Genomic DNA, 20,808 nt, shown 5'->3' with positions numbered 1-20,808 from the left:
GTGCGGTTCATTAACAGTGACCCTGTTAAGCCGCATCGCAAAGATACATTTGTCGAAGGATAAGAGGGCGGAAATATGAAAAGACAGAAGCGAGATCGTTTAGAGCGAGCACAAGCTAAAGGCTATCAAGCCGGCGTAAGCGGTCGATCCTCTGAAACATGTCCTTATCAAGCCACGGACGCACGCAGCCAATGGCTAGGCGGTTGGCGTGATGGTCGAGATACTAAAGCGACGTCAATGAAATAATCTCTTTCTTGCAATCCATCCAAATAAGCCCCGAATTCGGGGCTTTTTCTTACCCGTTTAATGCACTATAACTAATTGGGTTTGAATTATTGTTCAATACAGGATTGGAGATGTCGATATCTCTACTTAAGTCTGTGGGTGGAAACCGTGTGGGTGAAGCTGATTCGCACCAGAAAGGACAAACGCGAGAAGAGAGGGAATCTGCAGCACTAAACAAAAAAACCGCCACAGGGGCGGTTTAATGAAAGATTGGCGCATGTTTAGAATGAAGAGGTATCTTGAAATAAACCTACTTTCAAATCTTTCGCAGCGTAGATTTCTTTGCCATCTACCAGTACACGGCCATCAGCAACGCCCATTACCAATTTACGGTTAATGACACGCTTCATCTGAATTTCATACGTCACTTTTTTCGCAGTAGGGAGGATTTGGCCAGTGAATTTCACTTCGCCTACACCCAGAGCTCGGCCTTTACCTTCGCCGCCCATCCAGCCAAGGAAGAAACCAACCAGCTGCCACATTGCATCCAAGCCCAAACAACCAGGCATTACTGGGTCACCAGGGAAGTGGCAATCAAAAAACCAAAGGTCAGGTGTGATGTCGAGTTCAGCAACAATAAAACCTTTACCGAAATCACCACCTTCATCGGTGATGTTTGCAATTCGGTCCATCATCAGCATGTTTGGAGCTGGCAACTGAGGACGGCCAGGGCCAAAAAGCTCGCCCTGACTTGAGGCAATTAGGTCGTCGCGATCATATGAGTGACGTTTCATTAGTATTGTACTGCTCCTGCAAAAAGATGTCATTATTCTAGCGTACACGTGTACGCTAGACAACTCTGATCAGTGTCGGCTGAACATGTTTTTAAGCTTATTTATTAGTGATGTGTGACGATGCTCACCATGGTGGAAGAGTTCGATTCGCAGCGCGATTTTATCGAGCAGTGTTTCGGTTTCTTCATCGTCCTCTTCGCCACTAAATGGCACACCGGTGATCAATGGGAATGCTTCTTCAACATTTTCAACGGCCCAGATGTGGAACTTACCATCACGAATGGCTTCGGTGACGTCCTTACTAAGGCAGAGTGCGTTGAGGTTTGTCATTGGCAAAATGACACCTTGAGAGCCGGATAAGCCGCGATGCTCACAGATGTGGTAGAAGCCTTCAATTTTCTCATTGATACCGCCAACTGCTTGTACACGACCGAATTGGTCGACAGCGCCCGTGATGGCAATGCTCTGGTTGATCGGCTGTTGAGATAGAGCACTCACAAAGGCGCAGAGTTCAGCCAACGATGCGCTGTCACCGTCCACTTCACAGTAAGACTGCTCGAATACGATAGAGGCGGAGTAAGGCAATGGCTCGTCCAAATCCAGTGCAGCACTCACGAAAGCTTGCATGATCATCATGCCTTTCGCGTGGATATTGCCACCCAGTTCTGCTTTGCGTTCTACGTCAGCAATGTCACCGTCACCGAAATGCACGACACAAGAGATACGTGCCGGTTCGCCATACGCCATTGGATGTCCAGGCATCTCAACCACGGTCAGGCCGTTTACCTGCCCAATATGTTCGCCTTCAGTATCAATAAATACTTGGCCTTTGTGAATGTCATCAACGGCACGAAGTGGCAGATAAGACTCACGGAAGTATTTGGCTGAAATCGCCGCATCTAAGTCTTCATCAGTGATGACGTCTGTCAGTGATTGATAATCAGCTTCACGCAAAATAGTTTGAACCCACAACGGGCAAAGGGGCATGCGCTCTTGGTCTTCAGCGTGACGCGCACCAGCCTGCATAAAGCGTTTGATTGCACCGGTGGTCAGAGGTTTTACGCCGAATTGCTGCTGGAAGCCTTTAACCACAGCAAGGTAGGTATCAATGTTTTCTTCTGAAAGGTGTATGTCTTGCTCGTATTCACAATAACTCGCAATACCGTGTAGCTCTGGTTCGCCACTTGCGAAGTCTGCCATTAATCCACGATCACCAATAACGATGACACTGACAGAGATGGTTTCAGGATCTGGCAATTCGCAATAGGTATCTCGCTTGGCGCTTTTCCAATGCAACGTATTTGTCGCAATGACGTTTTTCAGTCGATTCCAAATATTGGCCTGACTGATAATGCCGGTTAGCGAAATAATCAGCACGCCACCATTCGCTTTATGGAGTAAACCTTCCATTTTTTGTGACGTTGTCACGCTGTCGTTGTTAGGATAAACTGCACCAAATAACTGAGTTTCATCAAAGTTTTCAGCAATAACAACAGGCATGTCCGGTTTGGGAAGGTGGTCAACCACCATCTTCTCCGTTAGCGTAAAGTAGTCATGAACATCGGCCGCGGTGACCAGCAAAAGGCGAGGGAAGTGCGACTCATGGACAAGCCGTTGAATGCTGTTTTTCAGTCGAGGTTGCAGAGCACTGGGCGCAACGGCGTCTATCGAAGCGTAATTTTCAATGTGCTGCTCTACGTGAGAGAACTGGGGAACAACGGACTGCCAGGTAACTTCTTGCATACGTCTGGGTTTCTGCCTTTGGAGATTTAGATATATCCATTATAAAGGAATAAGACCCTGCAAAGTAGCGAAGATAACCGCTTGTCATGATTCGAGAAAATAATTAAAAATAAAGGCTCACTTTGTGAGCGAAGCGACGAAAATATCAATAAGATATAACAGGTAAAATTTGATTAAAAAGTAATCTACTGTTACGCTGTAACTGTAATTTCACATCACTTTAGCTCTCACAATAAAAAATTAATAATATGAAATATCAACAACTTGAAAATCTCGAAGCCGGATGGAAATGGAGTTATCTGGTTAAGAAGCACAAAGAGGGCTTCAATGTATCCCGCTATGTCGATACCAGCGAGATAGATGTATCGATTAAATCTCTTCTGGCACTTGAACACGAACCCACTCGAGTGATCGAATGGATTGGTGAGCATATGTCACCGGCGCTCGATATTAAGCTCAAGCAAGCCATTCGCGCTAAGCGGAAACGTCACTTTAATGCAGAACAAGAGCACACGCGCAAAAAGTCTATTGACCTCGATTTTCGTGTGTGGGAAAAACTGTCTGTGAAAGCGCAAGAACTCGATGCCACATTGTCAGATACGATAGAGTATTTGATTGGTGAAGCTAATCGTTCGCAAAACGCCAACAAGAAAGTTGATGCGTTGAAGAAAGATTTGAATAGTTTGTTAGATTTGTAAGGTGAATTCATGGAGTACTTTCTGGCGGGGAGTTTTATCGCGCTGTTTGTGTTTATCGCCATTGACCGTCCCATTCTTCTCATCAAATTCAAAGACGGTGAGATCATAAAGACACGAGGTAAAATCCCTCACGGACTCTTGCACGACTGCGCAGAGATTGCCAAGCGCAATCCGATTACCGGAACAGTGAAAGTTTATCGTAATCGATTTAAACCCGTTAAATTGGTCATATCGAAAAGTATCGATAACAAAGCGCAGCAACGAATTCGCAACGTCTTCCCTTATAAGTCTTTCAAATAATGCATGCCGTTACACCTCAAGCCTTTCGTTTAACGCGAGGGGCTGACCTCAAACTGTCAATTCTCGACGCCATTAGATATCATAATATTCCAGCAGGGTGTGTAGCCTCCGTTGTGGGGTGTTTATCGCGACTTGTGATCAGAACGGCAGACGGAAAATCCACTATCGACATTCATGAAGATGTTGAAATTATCTCAGTGTCAGGCACGCTTACGCCCGATCATGTGCACCTTCATATTGCTGTCGCAAACAAGCAGGGCGAAGTGGTAGGCGGGCATTTAATGGAAGGCAGTATCGTCAGCCACACTGCCGAAGTCTGTTTGTTCTCGTTTCCGAATATGTCTTTTACACGTGAGTTTGACGGCGGGACTGGGTACACCGAGTTAGTCGTAGGCAAACAGTAGACGATATAATAAAGGTAAAGCAGAACAATGATTTATTAATGACATTGTGAATAGTTATGTGCCATGGTTAGAAAATCTTCGGGTAAAAGACAAGGTGGCATGCATAGAACGCTAGTTTCAGTGACTAAACGTCGTTGAGGTAGTATCTAATATTGCATACTTTCAAGGTGTTAATGCCTACTCGGGTTCGTTTGTTCACTTAGCAATATAGCCAGTAATTCGTTTATTAGCAGAACACTAACGCACTATAACTTAGAGTATTGGCTTGCCATAATCTTGCCACATTTGTTCTTTATTCATCCTTAATTGCCGCCCGAAAGTGACAGATTGTTTTGATGTAATAAGCCCATCAAAAACGATACAGGACGTGGCAATGTTAACCCTGACATTCATTCGAACTCACTTTCAAGGGCCAACCTCTGATTGGCTGCTCACCGCACTACTCATCTTTCTCATGCCTGCACTGGCTTTCGCTGCAGAAGAAGAAGGAGGCTTATACATTCAGTCAGCAAATAGTGAATCGACGTTGTGGACAGAAGCACCCCAGTTTTCAACCGATGCCAGCATGGTGATTAATGGGTTGATCAATCGCGTAACCGTTAGGCAGGTATTTTCTAATCCAACCGAGGATTGGGTCAACGCGCGGTATCTATTCCCGTTGCCACAAAATGCCGCCGTTGATCGGTTAAGAATTCGCGTCGGCGAACGTGTTATCGAAGGCGAAATTCAAGAAAAGCAGAAAGCCCGAGAGATCTTCAATCAAGCGGCTGCCATCGGCAAGAAAACATCATTGATTGAGCAACACCGTTCAAACCTGTTTTCAACGCAGATGGCAAACATTGCACCGAACGAGACCATTATCGTTGAGATTGAATATCAAGAAACGCTTCACTATGAAGATGGAGAATTCAGTCTTCGCTTTCCAACCACGTTTACGCAGCGCTATATACCTGGGTTGCCACTGTCTTCAGTATCGGAAAGTCATGCACATAATCTTGACGAGACGCGACGAGAGCAAGCCAGTGAAACCATTAAGCCGGCTTCGTCAGCATTGGCTGATCTTCAAAACGGCTGGGCAGTTGCAACGGCTCAAGTGACCGATGCCAACGAAATATCCTCTGAATACAGAGATCCATTAGTCGATGACGCTATCGCATTTAATCTCGATATTGACCTCAACATGGGGTTGCCTGTCGGGTTAATCGAAAGCCAAACAGGAAACATCAACGTTGTTGAAGTTACGGCCGGTCGCTATTCGGTCACTCTCAGTGAAATGGCGATTGCAGATCGAGATTTCGAACTGTCATGGCGTCCGTTAGCAGGGGCAGAACCAGTGGCTGCGATGTTTGTTCAACACGGCGACAATGAAAATTATGGCCTGCTAATGGCGATGCCGCCGCAATCAAAAACGTCTAACCCGATCCCCAAAAACATAACCTTAGTACTGGATACTTCGGGTTCTATGTATGGTGATGCGATGGACCAAGCCAAAGAATCGGTTATCTATGCGTTGAGCCGCTTAGATTCTGACGACTATTTCAACCTGATTGTGTTTAACGACAAAGCCAAGCGCTTGTCAGCCAATGCGTTACCAGCGACCAATGATAATATCCAAAATGTCATTCGCGGCGTTAAACGTTTGGAAGCCGATGGCGGTACGGAAATGGTCGATGCCATTACGCTTGCCTATGATTCTGCCGCTCTGGACGGCTACTTGAATCAAGTTGTATTTATCACGGATGGCGCCATTGGCAACGAAGAGGAACTGTATCGTCTGATTGACCAAGGGCGAGGAGACCGCCGCTTATTTACAGTAGGCATTGGCTCAGCACCTAACAGTGCGTTTATGCAGCGTGCGGCAGTCAGTGGCAAGGGTACGTTTACGCATGTCGGCAGTTTGAACGAAGTGAATGCGGTCATGAAGCCTCTTTTTGACAAGCTATCAAGCCCGATCATGAAAGATATCGACGTGAAATGGCAAAATGGAAAGCCCGTTGATGCTTGGCCCTCGCCAATTTCCGACCTCTATCAAAGCCAACCGTTAACCCTGGCGTTTGTTATCCCTGAAGGTGCCGAGACGCTGAGGCTAAGTGGACAATTGACAGATGATGAATGGACGTATGAGATCAGTCTGGCAGACATCAATGCGGAAAAGGCGAATGGCATTGACGTGCTTTGGGCTCGTAATCAGATCGAAAGCATTACGCTCAACCAGGCGCTAAATAACGAAGTGAAAAAGTCTCGTATCACGCAGCTTGGGCTAGATCACCATATCGTCACTAAACACACTAGCCTTGTTGCCGTTGATAAAACCCCAAGTCGACCAATGAGCGAGACGGCCACGCCGCATCAAATAGCGCCTCATCAACCCAAGAACGTACAACCCTTGTTACAAAGTGGGCTGGGTAGTACTGGGTTAGTTATTCTCGGGTTTTGCATGGTCTTTATGAGTCTATCAGCGTGGTTAATGACGGGGCTTAGACGAGAGTTTTCCTTTGAGAAAGGGCGCTTATCATGAAAAAAGGGATTCGCCGTTTCTTACCGCAAACACCGGCACAGTGTTTGCTCATTGGCACAATGACATGTGGCGCGATTTTGATGGCTAATGGACTTTATATCAAAGCCAAGGCGCAGTTGGCACAAGTTCTTATCAGCCATGCGTGGGAGCAACAAAAGCTAACCGGTGACAACCACAAACCGTGGCCGTGGGCAGACACATATCCGATAGCGAAGCTGTCAATGCAAGATCAAACGTCTAATTGGGTGTTGTCTGGTGCGAATGCGCGAAACCTTGCGTTTGGACCGACGTTACAAACACAAACCGCCGCACCTGGTAGAAAAGGGAACGTGGTGGTCTTTGGTCATAACGACACCCATTTCTCGGGGCTGGCCTCGTTAGCTCTTGGGGACGAACTCAACCTAGAAACGCGTGCGGGAACCAAGCTGTACTATCAAGTGACGAATGTGGCCGTCGTGCATGAATCGGAAACTGAGTGGGCAGCCAATACGGCAGATGATCGTATCACACTGATCACATGCTATCCGTTTGATTCATTAACATTTAACGGGCCAATGCGGTATATTGTCGTCGCTAAACCGATTGACCCTGAAATTGGCTTAGATGATTTCTCCCCAACGGAATTTTATACTCGTCACCACACGAATAAGTTGTGGCTTTAAATACCTTAACCCTAACGCACTATAACTTAAAAGTATGCATCTAAAACTAATCAAATACCGAGGATTAAACACGGTAAGTCCCTGACGGAAAGAAAGAGGGGATTCGAAGTTAAGCTAAACACCAAATAAACAGAATTTTACTTTCCATTCTTATTTGTGATATTGCCTTGGTTTGATTAATAGTACTAATTAACAATACTATAGGCCGATTTTTAGCTGTCTGTGATTTGATGTACGGGTTGGAAATATCCTGAAAAAGCATAGTGTTTCACTGTTGCAACACTATGTGTATGGCTCGCATTTTTAACGCTGATTGAGTGGTATTTCTTTCTAAATTTACCATTTAGGAAAAAGATGTAATCAAGGGCATATTGTTTCATTGCAACATGCGATCACTCTTAACTTTCAGCGGTATACGACCTTATGATTAAACATCTTATCGTACTTGATGGCCCTTCAGGGGCTGGTAAAACATCGCTAGCAAGAGAGCTTCAAGAGCAGCTTTTAAATGATAACTGGCTCTATTTTTCTTTAGATACTTTCACCTCTACGTTGCCAGTTTCAGTGTTAGCACAATGTCAGTCAGAAAACGATTGGCAAGACGTCGACTCAAGCACCTTGCTGCAGAACGCGCTGCTATGTGTCGACACGTTACTAAAAGCAGGGAACAACGTCATTTTCGATTCCGTTATTTCCACCTCAAAGCGTGCATTACAAATCGATCTCGCGTTCGAACAGCATGACCGTTTCTACGTCGGTGTGCATTGCGAACTTTCAGAACTGGAGTGTCGTGCGGCCGCACGAAATGATCGTACCATTGAACAAGCCAGGCATAGCTTTGCAACCTCACCAATGCACCTTATCTACGATTTGGAAATCGACAGCACCTCAACTTCAGTAAAAGAACTCGCCACTATTGTTGCTGCCACTATGTATGAGCAAAAACACGACGTGTAATCGATGAATTTCATTTTATCGCCCAGGTTTTGAACCTGGGCATTCAAACAGAGCGTCTCTTTTTATAACCAACATACTTTGTTAATGTATTGAATATATAGAAATACGCGGTTGGAAAACGATGACCTTTATTTATCTCGCAGACAGACCTGAGTTTCTGCCGCTTGTCGCCAAGTGGTACTTCAATGAATGGGGCGCACTCTCAAACGCGTCACTAGAAGATTTCACGAACAAGCTCAGTGACTACCTCAACACCGATAAAATCCCACTACTTGTTCTCGCCATGGACGGAGACATTGCCGTCGGTGCAGCGCATTTACGCTTCCATGAAATGAATATCTACCCAGACAAAGAACATTGGTTAGGAGGTGTATATGTTGATTTCCCATATCGAGGAAAACATATTGCCTCAGCGCTTGTCACCATGATCGAAGAAATCGCATTAACGAATGGCGTTCAACAACTACACCTACAAACCGAACAACTCGACGGCGGCTTATACGCGAAGCTGGGTTGGCAGGAGATTGAGCAAGTTGAAAGTCGGGGAGTGGATGTATCAGTGCGGGTTAAGTCGTTAACTTGATAGATAAATTAAAGTGTTACCGCGTCACTTTTTGGATGATTTCTTACTAAACTATGTCTACAAAATCGATAAATTACACAGGTAGGAAATCTAAAAATATCTCGCTCATTGCTAAATAGTCATATTGCCATCTCGATAATATACATTTTATGATATGACTGGCCAGTTTACCGATGAGCTATCCGCATGCAATTTTGATGATTTAATTGAGCATCCGCATAAGTTGAGCGGGTCTTTAGCTGGTCAGCGTTTGAAATGTTGCCAGAAAATGAAGGTAGTTTATGCAAGAGAGCTGATATTGAATATAAAGCGTGTGTTCGCATTTATCGAATAAGTGGCACGAGAGTTAAAATAAACCGTAGCAGCCGGTTTTAATACTTCCATTTATCCCGCGTCGGTATCCACGTTTGATAAACAGCTAATGCAGTTAGCAATGGTTCAGAGCATCGCGAACTCCAAGCGCGAGCAAGTGAATCCAGTTGACGAAAACATTCAATCTGCCGAACACCAAAGAACATGACAACAAAGTTAGAACCAAAACCGCAATCCGCACAAACCAAAAAGAAACATCAACGGCACAACGCCAACAAAGATCAAACAGACAAAGCTTAAAGTCGCTGAAAGAATGAGCAATAGACCAGATAAACGCCAAACCGCACTATGTCATCAGTTATACCGCACTACGCATTATGTATATTATGTTAAATAAGATATGCAGTAGCGTGAAATGTGCTTCCCTCATGCCATCAAGTCCTCTCTTTACTCATTAGATTCAGTCTATTGAACGTAATTGTCTATTTACCATAAAGTATATAATTACTAGCGTATTAAGAAGTTCATCTGGAAACTGGTTCCAACTGACTTCTTCATCACCTAACAATTATAAGTAACAAGCAGCTGGCTGCTTAACTTTAGCGTATTTACCAGTGCCGACAACGAGCCGATGATTTCCAAACATCATGGGATCGTTGTTTTGAAAAGCACGCCGGATGCTTGATAGTGAAACACGTTCGACCAACCGTATTTCTCGACGCTTTCTATACTCATACCACACCGTTCATCAGCACAGAATTCGATATGTTTCCCTATGAGCGAGCCAGAGGCTTACTTTTTTCTTTGGGTATGAGTTTGCCGATTTTGTATGGCGCTCTCGCTCAAGATTATGTGCGAGCTGCCTTTATGACATTGGGCGCGCTTTTGGCGTTGTTGCTCGACCCACGCAGCCAAGCGCTCAAACAAATGGCAGCTATCGTAATCGGCGTGCTCGCCGTCATTGTCTCTGCCGCTTTAGGTTTGACTTTGGTTGGCCATTCTCAACTTGCCATCGCAGCTCTGATGATCTTTGGCTTCCTTGCTGGTCAACCCAAACCCGAGCATGCCTATTGGGGATTACTCGGTAAGTATCTCGCCACTGCATTGCTGCTTGCGCAATTGGGTTTTCCCGCTTCGGCATCCATTGGCATCGCGTATTTTGCCGGCGCCTTGCTAGCCTTAATGCTGATTCTCTTGCAAGGATGGATGTACAAAACAGATGAGATTGCGCATTCACCCAACAACGAATTTTTCCAAATCATTAAGGGAGACACCAATGGACCTTTATATGGACTCACTTTACCCCTAACGATACTGGCCGCTACCATTAGCGCGGATTGGATGCATGTGACTCAGCCTGGCTGGGTTGGCTTGACCATATTATTTGTCATGCACATTGATGATCGACTTTCATGGCACCATCTTTGGGATCGTATTCTAGGCACCCTTTTGGGAATTTTGATTGCCTATATTGCGGTTCGTTATATTGACCAAATTGGCTTGGCCATCATTGTTGCCTTGTTTGCTTTTTGGATCCCGTACAGTCTGCGTAAAAGCTATTTACTTTTCAGCCTCGTCATCACGGTGACTGTGATGGTGGCAATAAACTTCGCCTTGTTACCTAAGGGTGATTTACAACTGATGAGTTGGCGCTTCCTCGATACTTTAATCGGTTGCTTTTGGGTGGCTATCGCGCTCATCATGACTCATGGGCTCCATGCGCGAAAAGCAAAACTCGACTAGTCGATCTCAAGTTTTAAGCGTAGGTCTCCCCGACCGTTAAGCCAATCTCGCCATTGGCGGTAACAATCCGGATCAATTGCAGCGATGACACTTCGTGGCGCCAAGCTTTTTTCAAAAACAGCTTTGCCGTCAAAACTTGATGAACACCCGCCTGCTTCTCGCAGTATCAATTCGCCCGCGGCGTAATCCCAAAGCATCTGACTGCCATGAAGATAAACCTGACACCGACTGGCCGCTATCCAACACCAATCAAGTGCGCTTGCACCGAAACTTCGTTGAGAACGATACGGCGGATCTATTGCGAGTATCGATGCCAAGTTAGTCGGTAGGCGTTTAAAATCTATCAATGCTGAGGCATGATTTAGTGAATTGTTGAACATGACTCTTGGTCGTAATATTTGTCCATTGAGATGTGCGCCACTTCCTTGGAAAGCAAAAAACGATTCATCTCGATTTGGGTCATGCACCAGACTCAACACCACCTTGCTTTCAACCACCAACGCCAAAGATGTACAAAAGTACGGGATGCCGGCGGCAAAATTTCCCGTTCCATCAATGGGATCTAACACCCAAGCTGCGCTGTCTAAGTACGTTATTACTGATGCATGCTGTTGCGAAGTTTGCTCCTCGCCTAATACAGGAATGTGAGGCCAGTAACTCGTTAACGTCTCGATCAAACGCTGCTGCATTTGTTTATCAGCAAGCGTTACCAGTGAGTCATCTTCTTTGTGTGAAACCTCTTGTTGATAGGCGTTCAAAGCAAACTTAGGTAACATTATGTCTTGGGCAGCTTGGCTGACAATATCTCTCAGTACTTGCCAAGCTGTGCCAATTGGCATGTTAAGTAGCTGCTCTACGTGGTCATGTGTCAGTACTTCGTTTCTCTGACTCTCTGTTCGGCAGTCCATAACACCTCCGGTGCGATATCAGCGCCATAAAGATCGGAATCAATTAGCCTCTTGTCGAAATGGTAACTCAGACTCTATTTCTTCATCCATTTCAGTGTGATAGCGGTCAATGCGACCTACTTCTTCCTTTGCGCCGAGCATAACGGGAATACGTTGATGAAGCTTATCTGGGCAAACTCCCATCACTCTTTCACGACCCGTTGTTGAAGCACCGCCCGCTTGTTCAATGATAAAACTCATCGGGTTGGCTTCGTACAATAAGCGCAACCTTCCCTCTTTTACGTTCTCTCTATTGTCTCTAGGGTACATGAAAATGCCGCCACGCATCAGAATTCTGTGAACTTCTGCCACCATGGATGCTACCCATCGCGTATTGAAATCTCGTCCTCGCGGACCATCTGCTCCAGCAACAACTTCATCGATGTAGCGTTTAACGGCTGGTTCCCAGTGACGCTGATTGGACATATTGATTGCGAATTCACTGGTCGATTCTGGGATTTGCAACTTTGGGTGCGTCAAGATGAACTCGCCAATATCTCGGTCGAGTGTGAACCCGTTAACCCCCTGACCTGTCGTGAGCACCAAATTCGTTGCGGGACCATAAAGCACATATCCCGCGCAGACTTGCCGAACGCCAGGTTGTAGAAAGTGCTCTTCACGTGGCGCAGAAATGTTTTCTGGGCAACGCAAAATCGAAAAAATAGTACCTATCGAAACATTAACCTCGGTGTTTGAAGAACCATCCAGCGGATCAAAAACCAACAAGTATTTTCCCGTGGGGTATTTCGAGGGGATGGGATAGACCTCTTCCATCTCTTCCGAGGCCATACCTGCGAGATGACCCGACCATTCCAGTGCGCGTAACATGATGTCGTTAGAGATAATATCGAGTTTCTTCTGTGTCTCACCTTGAACGTTTTCAGTTTCGGCGCTGCCAAGAACGTTAATCAGTTGGCCGCGATTTACGTCATCTGATATTTCTTTGCACGCGGTGACAATGGCACTGAGTAACAAAGTAAACTCCCCAGTCGATTCTGGAATTCGGCGCTGCTCTTCGATAATAAAGCGTGTAAACGTCATGCCCTTTCTCATACTGAACTCCTTAAATTGCTGGCTCGCGTTTGGCGAATCTGTCATGGGTTGTGGCAACACTTACACGATTTGAACCGTTCAAAACCAGCTCTTCGATCAGTGGCTGCATAATCAACTCCATCGCTAATCCCATCTTGCCGCCTGGGACGACAATGTTGTTGCGACGTGACATAAATGAACCATGAACCATGTTGAGCAGATTCGAAAAATCGACGCCCGTTTTCTTTGGATCTCTAAAGCGAATCACTACCATGCTTTCATCCAACGTAGGAATATCACGGGCGATAAATGGGTTAGAGGTATCCACCATAGGAACACGCTGAAAATTGATATCCGTTAGTGAAAACTGTGGCGTAATAAAGTGCACATAATCATGCATGCGACGAAGAATGGTGTCCGTCACGGCTTCACGGCTGTAACCCCGCACATGTGTGTCACGATGAATTTTCTGTATCCATTCTAAATTCACAATGGGAACCACACCGATCAACAAATCGACAAACCGCGCCACGTTGCTTTTCTCTGTCACCACTCCGCCATGCAAACCTTCATAGAATAAAAGATCAGAGCCTTCAGGAATGGGTGTCCAAGGCGTAAACGTCCCGACTTTCTGGCTGTGAAGCAATGCTTCTTCTTCATTGTGAATGTAGTATCGACGAAGTGCCGTTCCCGATTCAGAATAGGCTTTAAAGGTTTTTTCGAGCTCAACGAAATCATTGCCGTCGGAACCAAAATGACTCAAATTTTTGCCTTTTTCGTAAGCGCGTTTTAGCCGCTCGCGCATCTCGACTCTGTCATAGCGGTGATAACTATCGCCCTCAATCACTGCGGCATCAAAATGATTGCGACGGAATATTTGCTCCATGGCATTTTTCACCGTCGATGTCCCTGCTCCAGATGATCCTGTCACAGCAACAATAGGATGTTTAACTGACATAATTGCACTCCTTGGCGTATTTCTCGTATTTTCAATCTCTAATCCTGATTCAATGGAAAGACGGCGTTAGCTCGCCATTTGCATAACGAAATGCCATGACCTCTAAATTTATTGGCGTGATTTTTGATGCCATTCCTGCGCAACCAAATGCCTCATAGCGTTCTTGACAGAGTGTTTGCATGGCTTGTGTTGCGGCGGACAGAAACTTACGCGGATCAAAATTGCTAGGATTGTTCGCTAGAAAACGTCGCACAGCACCAGTGCTTGCCATGCGAAGATCGGTATCTATATTGACCTTTCGCACGCCATGTTTAATGCCTTCAACAATTTCACTGACGGGAACGCCATAGGTTTCTCCCATTTCACCGCCATGTTCGTTGATAATTTCTAGCCAATCTTGAGGGACAGAGGAAGAACCATGCATGACCAAGTGCGTGTCGGGGATCATCGCATGTATGGCTTTGATTCGGTCAATGGCAAGAATATCGCCCGTTGGCGGTCGGCTAAATTTGTATGCGCCATGACTGGTACCAATGGCAATGGCCAACGCATCAACCCCTGTTTGTTGAACAAACATTAAGGCTTCTTCAGGATCGGTCAGCAACTGATCGTGACTAAGTACACCTTCAGCACCAGAGCCATCTTCTTCTCCGGCTGTGCCGGTTTCCAGTGATCCCAAACAACCCAACTCGCCTTCTACTGACACACCACCAGCGTGTGACATCTCAACGACTCGACGCGTGATATCGGCGTTATATTCATAACTCGCTGGCGTTTTCATGTCTTCCAGCAACGAGCCATCCATCATGACGGAGGTAAATCCTTGCTGAATAGACTGAAGGCAAACGGCCAGTGAAGCGCCGTGATCTTGATGTACCACAATCGGAATAGAGGGCCATTGCTCAACAGCCGCCAACATAAGATGACGTAAAAAGCCTGCGCCAGCATAAGTTCGCGCCCCTGCCGATGCTTGCAAAATGACAGGACTGTCACACGCTTCTGCGGCCTGCATGATAGCGTGAACTTGCTCCATGTTATTCACGTTGAACGCCGGAACACCGTAACTGTGCTCGGCTGCGTGGTCGAGTAATTGCCTTAAGCTGATCAATGCCATTATTCTCTCCTTGCTTGCTGTATTTGAAAATTTTTATCTAAAAATAGCCTCTGCCATATTGTATTAATCATCACTATTAACTTATTTGTATTTAATGAATAGATGACGAATTTTTTTAAAAAATATAAACCTTTAAGCAATATGCATTCCCCTAGTGAAATCACAATAAGGGGGAAACGTCACTCACACCAATCAGGAATAACAAAGATAAGGATAAGTTACACTTATAAGTCATGTGGACATGGAGTTATACAATTTAAAATCAATGACTTGATAATCCACCAGCACAGTGGGAATTCACTTTTGTCTAATGTGGGATGATAAAGACCCTCCTATATTAATCAATAAGATAGTGATAAATGCCTCTAAGAATATATATCACCAACCTACTCGATATTAATATTTATCGTAGGTATAAGTAGATGCTATTTCACTTCAAGCCCATTATCACTAAGAATTAAACCAAGCCAACAAGTGGATGGCGAAACAGTCTCCAAATACATAAAAGGAAAATATTATGGCTAAAAGTTATCAAGCTGGCGTGAAGGATTATCGCGATACATATTGGATGCCTGACTACATACCCGCAGATACTGATATTCTCGCCTGCTTTAAAATTGAGCCTCAACCGGGTGTCCCTCGCGAAGAAGCCGCAGCAGCAGTTGCGGCAGAATCATCAACAGGTACGTGGACAACGGTATGGACAGATCTACTTACCGATCTCGACTACTACAAAGGACGTGCCTATGCCATTGAGGATGTGCCAGGAGACGATACCGCTTTTTATGCTTTTGTGGCTTACCCCATCGATCTGTTCGAAGAAGGCTCAGTGGTCAATGTGCTGACTTCTCTCGTGGGTAACGTATTTGGCTTTAAAGCACTGAGAGGTTTGCGCTTAGAAGACGTGCGCTTCCCAATTGCTTATGTGAAAACCTGTGGCGGACCGCCAAATGGTATTCAAGTTGAGCGCGACAAAATGAACAAATATGGACGCGCCCTGCTTGGCTGCACGATTAAACCAAAACTGGGCCTTTCCGCCAAGAACTACGGACGAGCTTGCTATGAAGGCCTACGCGGAGGGCTTGATTTCACCAAAGATGATGAGAATGTTAACTCTCAACCCTTTATGCGCTGGCGTGATCGATTCGAATATGTCGCGGAAGCCATTCATCGCGCTGAGCGAGAAACTGGCGAACGCAAAGGACATTACCTCAATGTTACCGCCGCTACTCCAGAAGAAATGTACCGCCGTGCCGAGTTCGCCAAAGAACTCGATATGCCCATCATCATGCATGACTTCCTGACGGCAGGTTTTACCGCTAACACGGGACTCGCGAACTGGTGTCGCGAGAATGGCATGTTGTTGCACATTCACCGAGCGATGCACGCCGTATTAGATAGAAATCCGCGTCATGGTATTCATTTTCGGGTGCTGTCGAAATGTCTTCGTCTATCAGGCGGTGATCACCTTCACTCAGGAACCGTGGTGGGTAAACTCGAAGGAGACAGAGAAGCGACGCTGGGTTGGATTGACATCATGCGTGATCGTTACATTAAAGAAGATCGCTCACGAGGTATTTTCTTCGATCAAGATTTTGGTTCTATGCCCGGCGTATTACCCGTGGCTTCAGGGGGAATCCATGTATGGCATATGCCGGCGCTGGTGTCGATTTTCGGTGATGATGCCATCTTCCAATTTGGTGGAGGCACACTCGGTCACCCTTGGGGTAATGCAGCAGGTGCAGCGGCAAACCGTGTTGCATTAGAAGCCTGTACGCAAGCGAGAAACGAAGGCCGTGAACTTGAGCGCGAAGGGAAAGACATTCTTACCGCCGCCGCCAAACATAGCCCGGAATTAAAAGCGGCGATGGAAACATGGAAAGAGGTCAAATTTGAATTTGATACCGTCGACAAGCTGGATGTCGTTCATGCCTGATCCTCTTTCGATTATGCATAACGTGAAGAGTGACAATACCAAGTATTAAAGGAGCCATACCATGAGCGAAGTGATGGATTACCCGTCGCGTTTAACGGACAAACATAGCCGAAAATTTGAAACGTTTTCTTATCTGCCGCGGATGACCGCCGAGCAGATCCGTCGACAAGTGCAATACATTGTCAGCAAAGGTTGGAACCCTGCTATTGAGCATTCGGAGCCAGAGGAAGCCAGTGGTGCGTATTGGTACATGTGGAAGTTGCCGATGTTTGGTGAAACTGATGTGGATACCATTCTCAACGAGGCACAGCTTTGCCATAACTTAAACCCTGATCACCACGTGAGATTAGTGGGATACGACAACTTGGCGCAAAGTCAGGGGGCATCGATGGTGATTTATCGGGCCCCTGGTTTCGAATAGCCAATTTTTTCATGATAAGTCCTTTGACTGGGCAGAGTATTCTATCCACTCCCGTTCTGACCCAGTCCTTTTTCCCGCCAAGATGACATCACAACACGGAGGCCAGTAATGACTCAACCAATACAAGCGATGCCTTCGCATCATCAATACACCATTGAAAAAGAACCCTACTATCAGGAAGCAGGTGACGAAATTACGCTTTATCAAGCAGCCTATCAGTCCCGTATTCCTATGATGCTAAAAGGTCCTACAGGCTGTGGGAAAACCCGTTTTATTGAACATATGGCATGGCGTTTAGATAGACCATTAATCACCATTTCCTGCCATGAAGACATGACGGCTTCTGATCTTATTGGCCGCTACTTGCTTGATGCCAACGGAACATATTGGCAAGACGGTCCGCTTACCCTCGCTGCTCGTATAGGCGCAATTTGTTATCTCGATGAAGTGGTTGAAGCTCGGCAAGATACCACGGTCGCGATTCATTCGCTGACAGACTATAGGCGATCGTTATCGTTAGAAAAGAAAGGCGAACTGCTAACCGCTCATCCAGATTTCCAGCTGGTGATTTCTTACAACCCCGGCTATCAGACCTTGATAAAAGATCTGAAAACGTCCACCAAGCAGCGCTTTGCTGCGTTGGAATTTACCTATCCTGACGAAGAAACCGAAATGCAGATTGTCTGTCATGAAACCGGCATTGACCAAGATACAGCGCGTCGGCTCATTCAAATCGCGCGTCATGCCAGAAACCTGGTGGGACATGGGTTAACCGAAGGCATTTCTACACGGCTTCTGGTTTACACCGCTCAACTGATCTCTCAAGGGATACCTGCCATTTCAGCGTGTCATATGGCCCTAGTTCGTCCATTGAGCGATGACCCTGATATTCGTGAGACCTTGGATGCGACCGTATCGGGATGCTTCTAACTAAATAAGTGGGTGATTGAGGGAGCGGATACCATGACAAACGAGCCAGTTTTATCTATTTATCAAACCAAGGCAATGTTGCAAAGCCATGGTGCCCTTAACACGCTTGTAAATGAAGCTTTAGATAATGTTCAACGCTTATTTAGTCCTGATGAGTTGCGACAATATTTGAGTGAAATTGAACAATTTATCGCTAATAAACAATCAAATATATTCATTCAAGCTTGGGTTTGTTCTATCCCTAACGTTTATCAATATCCTCATGGTGACACAAGTGACAATGTCACTAAGAACGTTCTACATAGCTTATCTGAACTTGGTAAATGGGTCAGTGCAGAGCGATTGATTCAGTTTCTGGAGTCCTTACCGAAGGTAGCGCCCCACGTAAACTCAAGGGAAGAATTCACTGCATATTTGGCGCTCATTGAAACGTTGGCTTTAAAGGCGCCACGCAATCTAAAAACGCTATTGGACAATGCGCCGATGTTGTTAGATGTGTTGCCCTTATCTGGTTTCAAGTATTGGGCTAATTTTGGGGTAAACGCCCATGCAAACAGTGCTGCGGCTATTGATGCTTACTTTTCATTATCATCGACAGAAAGCCAAACCGTGTTTCAACAACAACGTCGTGGGACACCATTTTCTGACATTCAGCGACAATTACAGTTTTTCTTACGCGCCGTTTGGGGTAAAGAATTCTTCATGCGGCCTATTGCCAGTTGCTATACGGCCATTAGCAATATTGATAGATATGCCATTGAAGATTCAACAAACGCGAAAGTAAATTCGGGTGTTATTAGCAACGCTGTCGCCACGATTGAAAATGGCGTTATTCTTCTACCGGATGCTATCGATAGCGATGACCATTCAAACTCACCGTCATTGCCTTGTCGCAAATCAGAAAAGCAAGTGTATCGCGCGATGGCAGCCCATTGTGCCGCTCATCTTCGATATAGCCGCCCTCGTGTCAGTAAAGAGTACAACGCCCTTGAACGTGTATGCATTGAATTGTTTGAAGATGCCCGCGTTGAAGCATTGGCGATACGGATATTCCCGGGTCTTAAATCACTGTGGTTAGGGCTTCTCCGTCAATCTTCGCCGCTGCCTTCAATACGACAGTCTCCACAACAATCTTCAAACCCTAAGTTAACGCTTCAATGTATCAGCGTCGCTTTACTCAATATGGACATTGAAGAAACAAACCCTCACCCGCTCGTTGAGTTATCACTCAGAAAATTCACAGCATTGATGAAGCGTGACATGCCTGATGGGCACTTTGAAGGTATTGAACAGTTAGGCTGCTGGCTGGCTCGTGAGCTTAAGGTTATAGATGAATGTGAAAGGTCAGTCGCCCCATTCTCATTGCGCCCATTAGTCGTCTATCGAGACGACAATCAATACCTTTGGCGCCAAACAACGGCTGATATCATTCGGTGGGAGATCCAACACCAACGTCAGGTTAAACGAACGGTCTCTGTCATGGAGATGGTGAACGAAATTGACTGCGAATTGGCAGATGAAAACGCGCAAGAAATTTGGGTGCTGGAATCTGAGTTTTTCCGAGATGGCGATCCGGAAAATGTCAGCATGAATGAACAAGAAGCAAAAGAACGGACCTCTCCGCCATTTCTCTATCCAGAATGGGACTACGGTTTAGACGCGCATCGTCCTGCATGGGTAACCCTCACAGAGAGACGCGTACCTAAGGGCAATGCTGAAGATATCGACCGTATTATTGCCAAACGTCAAATCTTGGTACGAAGAATTAAAGCTATGGTTGAAGCGCTGCAACCTAAAGGCTTAATTCGGTTACGCAAGCAATATGAAGGCGATGGATTGGACCTAGACGCGGCCATTGAAGCCATGAAAGAGCTTAGACGTGGCGCACTCCCAGACATGAACATTGATCAGCGCCTTAAACGCCAAGAACGAGACCTCGCTGTATTGGTACTACTCGACCTTTCACAATCAACACTTGATGCTATCCCCAACGACATTGAGAGCCGCACCATTCTCAATGTCGCTCAAGAAGCTACGGTCATGTTGGCAAGCGCACTAGATGGTATTGGTGATGCGTTTGCCATACACGGGTTTTCATCAAATGGAAGGCATGATGTCCAATATCAGAGAGTAAAAGACTTTGAAGATGAATACGATGATGCTGCCAAATCACGGCTAGCGGGCATAAAAGGCGGCCTATCGACACGCATGGGCGCAGCGTTGCGTCATGCCAAAACATTTTTGGCTCAACAACCACAACGTAAGAAACTACTGTTATTGGTGAGTGATGGAGAGCCTGCCGACATTGATGTTCGTGATCCGCTTTATCTTCAAGCCGATACCCGACGTGCAGTCGAGGAGCTTTGCAGTCAGGGCGTCATTCCCTATTGCCTGACGATCGATCCGAACGCGGACAATTATGTCTGTCAGGTCTTTGGGCAAGGTCATTACACTGTAGTGGATCGTGTGACGCAACTGCCCGATGTTCTTCCAAATCTGTTTGCCTCTCTTACCAAGCGAGCGGGTTAGAG

Annotated in this window: 20 protein-coding genes; 14 read left to right on the top strand and 6 right to left on the bottom strand. The window is 45.9% G+C overall.

Going from position 1 to position 20,808, the window contains the following annotated elements; translation table 11 throughout:
• Positions 1–75: 75 nt before the first annotated feature.
• The gene (rmf, locus tag ACED36_RS10830; protein WP_016962160.1) at positions 76–246 is read left to right on the top strand and encodes a ribosome modulation factor; all 171 of its coding nucleotides are present in this window, start codon (positions 76–78) and stop codon (positions 244–246) included.
• 110 nt (positions 247–356) lie between these two features.
• Complete coding sequence (locus ACED36_RS10825) at positions 357–488, top strand: hypothetical protein (protein WP_371733244.1); 132 nt, start codon at positions 357–359, stop codon at positions 486–488.
• A gap of 18 nt (positions 489–506) precedes the next feature.
• On the opposite strand, the gene fabA is transcribed toward ACED36_RS10825, so the two are convergent.
• Both fabA and ACED36_RS10815 read right to left on the bottom strand, forming a co-directional pair.
• Positions 507–1,025, bottom strand: coding sequence for a bifunctional 3-hydroxydecanoyl-ACP dehydratase/trans-2-decenoyl-ACP isomerase (gene fabA / locus ACED36_RS10820; protein WP_026023782.1), 519 nt, complete (start codon positions 1,023–1,025; stop codon positions 507–509).
• Between the two features lie 63 nt (positions 1,026–1,088).
• Positions 1,089–2,762: an AAA family ATPase gene (locus ACED36_RS10815; protein ID WP_371733243.1), complete on the bottom strand. Its 1,674-nt coding sequence runs from the start codon at positions 2,760–2,762 to the stop codon at positions 1,089–1,091.
• Between the two features lie 248 nt (positions 2,763–3,010).
• On the opposite strand from ACED36_RS10815, the gene matP reads away from it, so the two are divergent.
• From matP to ACED36_RS10775, 8 genes are all read left to right on the top strand, one after another.
• Entirely contained in the window at positions 3,011–3,460 is a 450-nt protein-coding gene (gene matP, locus ACED36_RS10810; RefSeq protein WP_016962157.1) for a macrodomain Ter protein MatP, read from the top strand.
• Between the two features lie 9 nt (positions 3,461–3,469).
• On the top strand, positions 3,470–3,760 hold the full coding sequence (locus ACED36_RS10805) for a DUF3634 family protein (protein WP_016962156.1): 291 nt from the start codon (positions 3,470–3,472) through the stop codon (positions 3,758–3,760).
• Positions 3,760–4,164, top strand: a complete 405-nt coding sequence (locus ACED36_RS10800; RefSeq protein WP_371733242.1) for a PPC domain-containing DNA-binding protein — start codon at positions 3,760–3,762, stop codon at positions 4,162–4,164. Before ACED36_RS10805 ends, ACED36_RS10800 begins: the two co-directional genes overlap by 1 nt.
• 373 nt (positions 4,165–4,537) lie before the next feature.
• On the top strand, positions 4,538–6,682 hold the full coding sequence (locus ACED36_RS10795; RefSeq protein ID WP_371733241.1) for a marine proteobacterial sortase target protein: 2,145 nt from the start codon (positions 4,538–4,540) through the stop codon (positions 6,680–6,682).
• Entirely contained in the window at positions 6,679–7,344 is a 666-nt protein-coding gene (locus ACED36_RS10790) for a class GN sortase (RefSeq protein WP_371733240.1), read from the top strand. The genes ACED36_RS10795 and ACED36_RS10790 overlap by 4 nt, the downstream gene beginning before the upstream one ends.
• A 423-nt stretch (positions 7,345–7,767) precedes the next feature.
• On the top strand, positions 7,768–8,301 hold the full coding sequence (locus ACED36_RS10785; RefSeq protein WP_371733239.1) for an AAA family ATPase: 534 nt from the start codon (positions 7,768–7,770) through the stop codon (positions 8,299–8,301).
• Between the two features lie 121 nt (positions 8,302–8,422).
• Positions 8,423–8,884 carry a GNAT family N-acetyltransferase gene (locus tag ACED36_RS10780; protein ID WP_017002764.1) on the top strand — a complete coding sequence of 154 codons (462 nt, stop codon included), beginning with the start codon at positions 8,423–8,425 and terminating at the stop codon, positions 8,882–8,884.
• A gap of 999 nt (positions 8,885–9,883) precedes the next feature.
• Positions 9,884–10,939 carry an FUSC family protein gene (locus tag ACED36_RS10775; protein ID WP_371733238.1) on the top strand — a complete coding sequence of 352 codons (1,056 nt, stop codon included), beginning with the start codon at positions 9,884–9,886 and terminating at the stop codon, positions 10,937–10,939.
• Here the strand turns inward: ACED36_RS10775 and ACED36_RS10770 are convergent.
• From ACED36_RS10770 to fba, 4 genes are read right to left on the bottom strand one after another with little or no spacing between them, the layout of a single operon-like run.
• Positions 10,936–11,847, bottom strand: a complete 912-nt coding sequence (locus tag ACED36_RS10770) for an inositol monophosphatase family protein (protein WP_017006449.1) — start codon at positions 11,845–11,847, stop codon at positions 10,936–10,938. The two genes, ACED36_RS10775 and ACED36_RS10770, sit on opposite strands and share 4 nt — an antisense overlap.
• Positions 11,848–11,886: 39 nt before the next feature.
• Complete coding sequence (locus tag ACED36_RS10765; RefSeq protein ID WP_371733237.1) at positions 11,887–12,939, bottom strand: class 1 fructose-bisphosphatase; 1,053 nt, start codon at positions 12,937–12,939, stop codon at positions 11,887–11,889.
• 10 nt (positions 12,940–12,949) lie between these two features.
• Positions 12,950–13,876 (bottom strand): phosphoribulokinase, encoded by a 927-nt coding sequence (locus ACED36_RS10760; RefSeq protein ID WP_017002759.1) that lies wholly within the window; start codon positions 13,874–13,876, stop codon positions 12,950–12,952.
• A 49-nt stretch (positions 13,877–13,925) separates the two neighbouring features.
• Positions 13,926–14,990: a class II fructose-bisphosphate aldolase gene (fba, locus tag ACED36_RS10755; protein WP_017006447.1), complete on the bottom strand. Its 1,065-nt coding sequence runs from the start codon at positions 14,988–14,990 to the stop codon at positions 13,926–13,928.
• A 517-nt stretch (positions 14,991–15,507) separates the two neighbouring features.
• Between fba and ACED36_RS10750 the strand changes: the two genes are divergently transcribed.
• From ACED36_RS10750 to ACED36_RS10735, 4 genes are all read left to right on the top strand, one after another.
• On the top strand, positions 15,508–16,926 hold the full coding sequence (locus ACED36_RS10750; protein WP_371733236.1) for a form I ribulose bisphosphate carboxylase large subunit: 1,419 nt from the start codon (positions 15,508–15,510) through the stop codon (positions 16,924–16,926).
• 61 nt (positions 16,927–16,987) lie between these two features.
• Positions 16,988–17,347: a ribulose bisphosphate carboxylase small subunit gene (locus ACED36_RS10745; RefSeq protein WP_016962143.1), complete on the top strand. Its 360-nt coding sequence runs from the start codon at positions 16,988–16,990 to the stop codon at positions 17,345–17,347.
• Between the two features lie 108 nt (positions 17,348–17,455).
• Positions 17,456–18,277 carry a CbbQ/NirQ/NorQ/GpvN family protein gene (locus ACED36_RS10740; protein WP_371733235.1) on the top strand — a complete coding sequence of 274 codons (822 nt, stop codon included), beginning with the start codon at positions 17,456–17,458 and terminating at the stop codon, positions 18,275–18,277.
• 33 nt (positions 18,278–18,310) lie between these two features.
• Positions 18,311–20,806, top strand: a complete 2,496-nt coding sequence (locus tag ACED36_RS10735) for a nitric oxide reductase activation protein NorD (protein ID WP_371733234.1) — start codon at positions 18,311–18,313, stop codon at positions 20,804–20,806.
• Positions 20,807–20,808: the final 2 nt, after the last annotated feature.

Origin of the sequence: Enterovibrio sp. FF113 (genome assembly GCF_041439165.1) — a bacterium.
Classification (GTDB): domain Bacteria; phylum Pseudomonadota; class Gammaproteobacteria; order Enterobacterales; family Vibrionaceae; genus Enterovibrio; species Enterovibrio norvegicus_A.
Note: the sequence above shows the minus strand (reverse complement) of the source record. Positions and strands in the feature narration are given on the sequence as shown.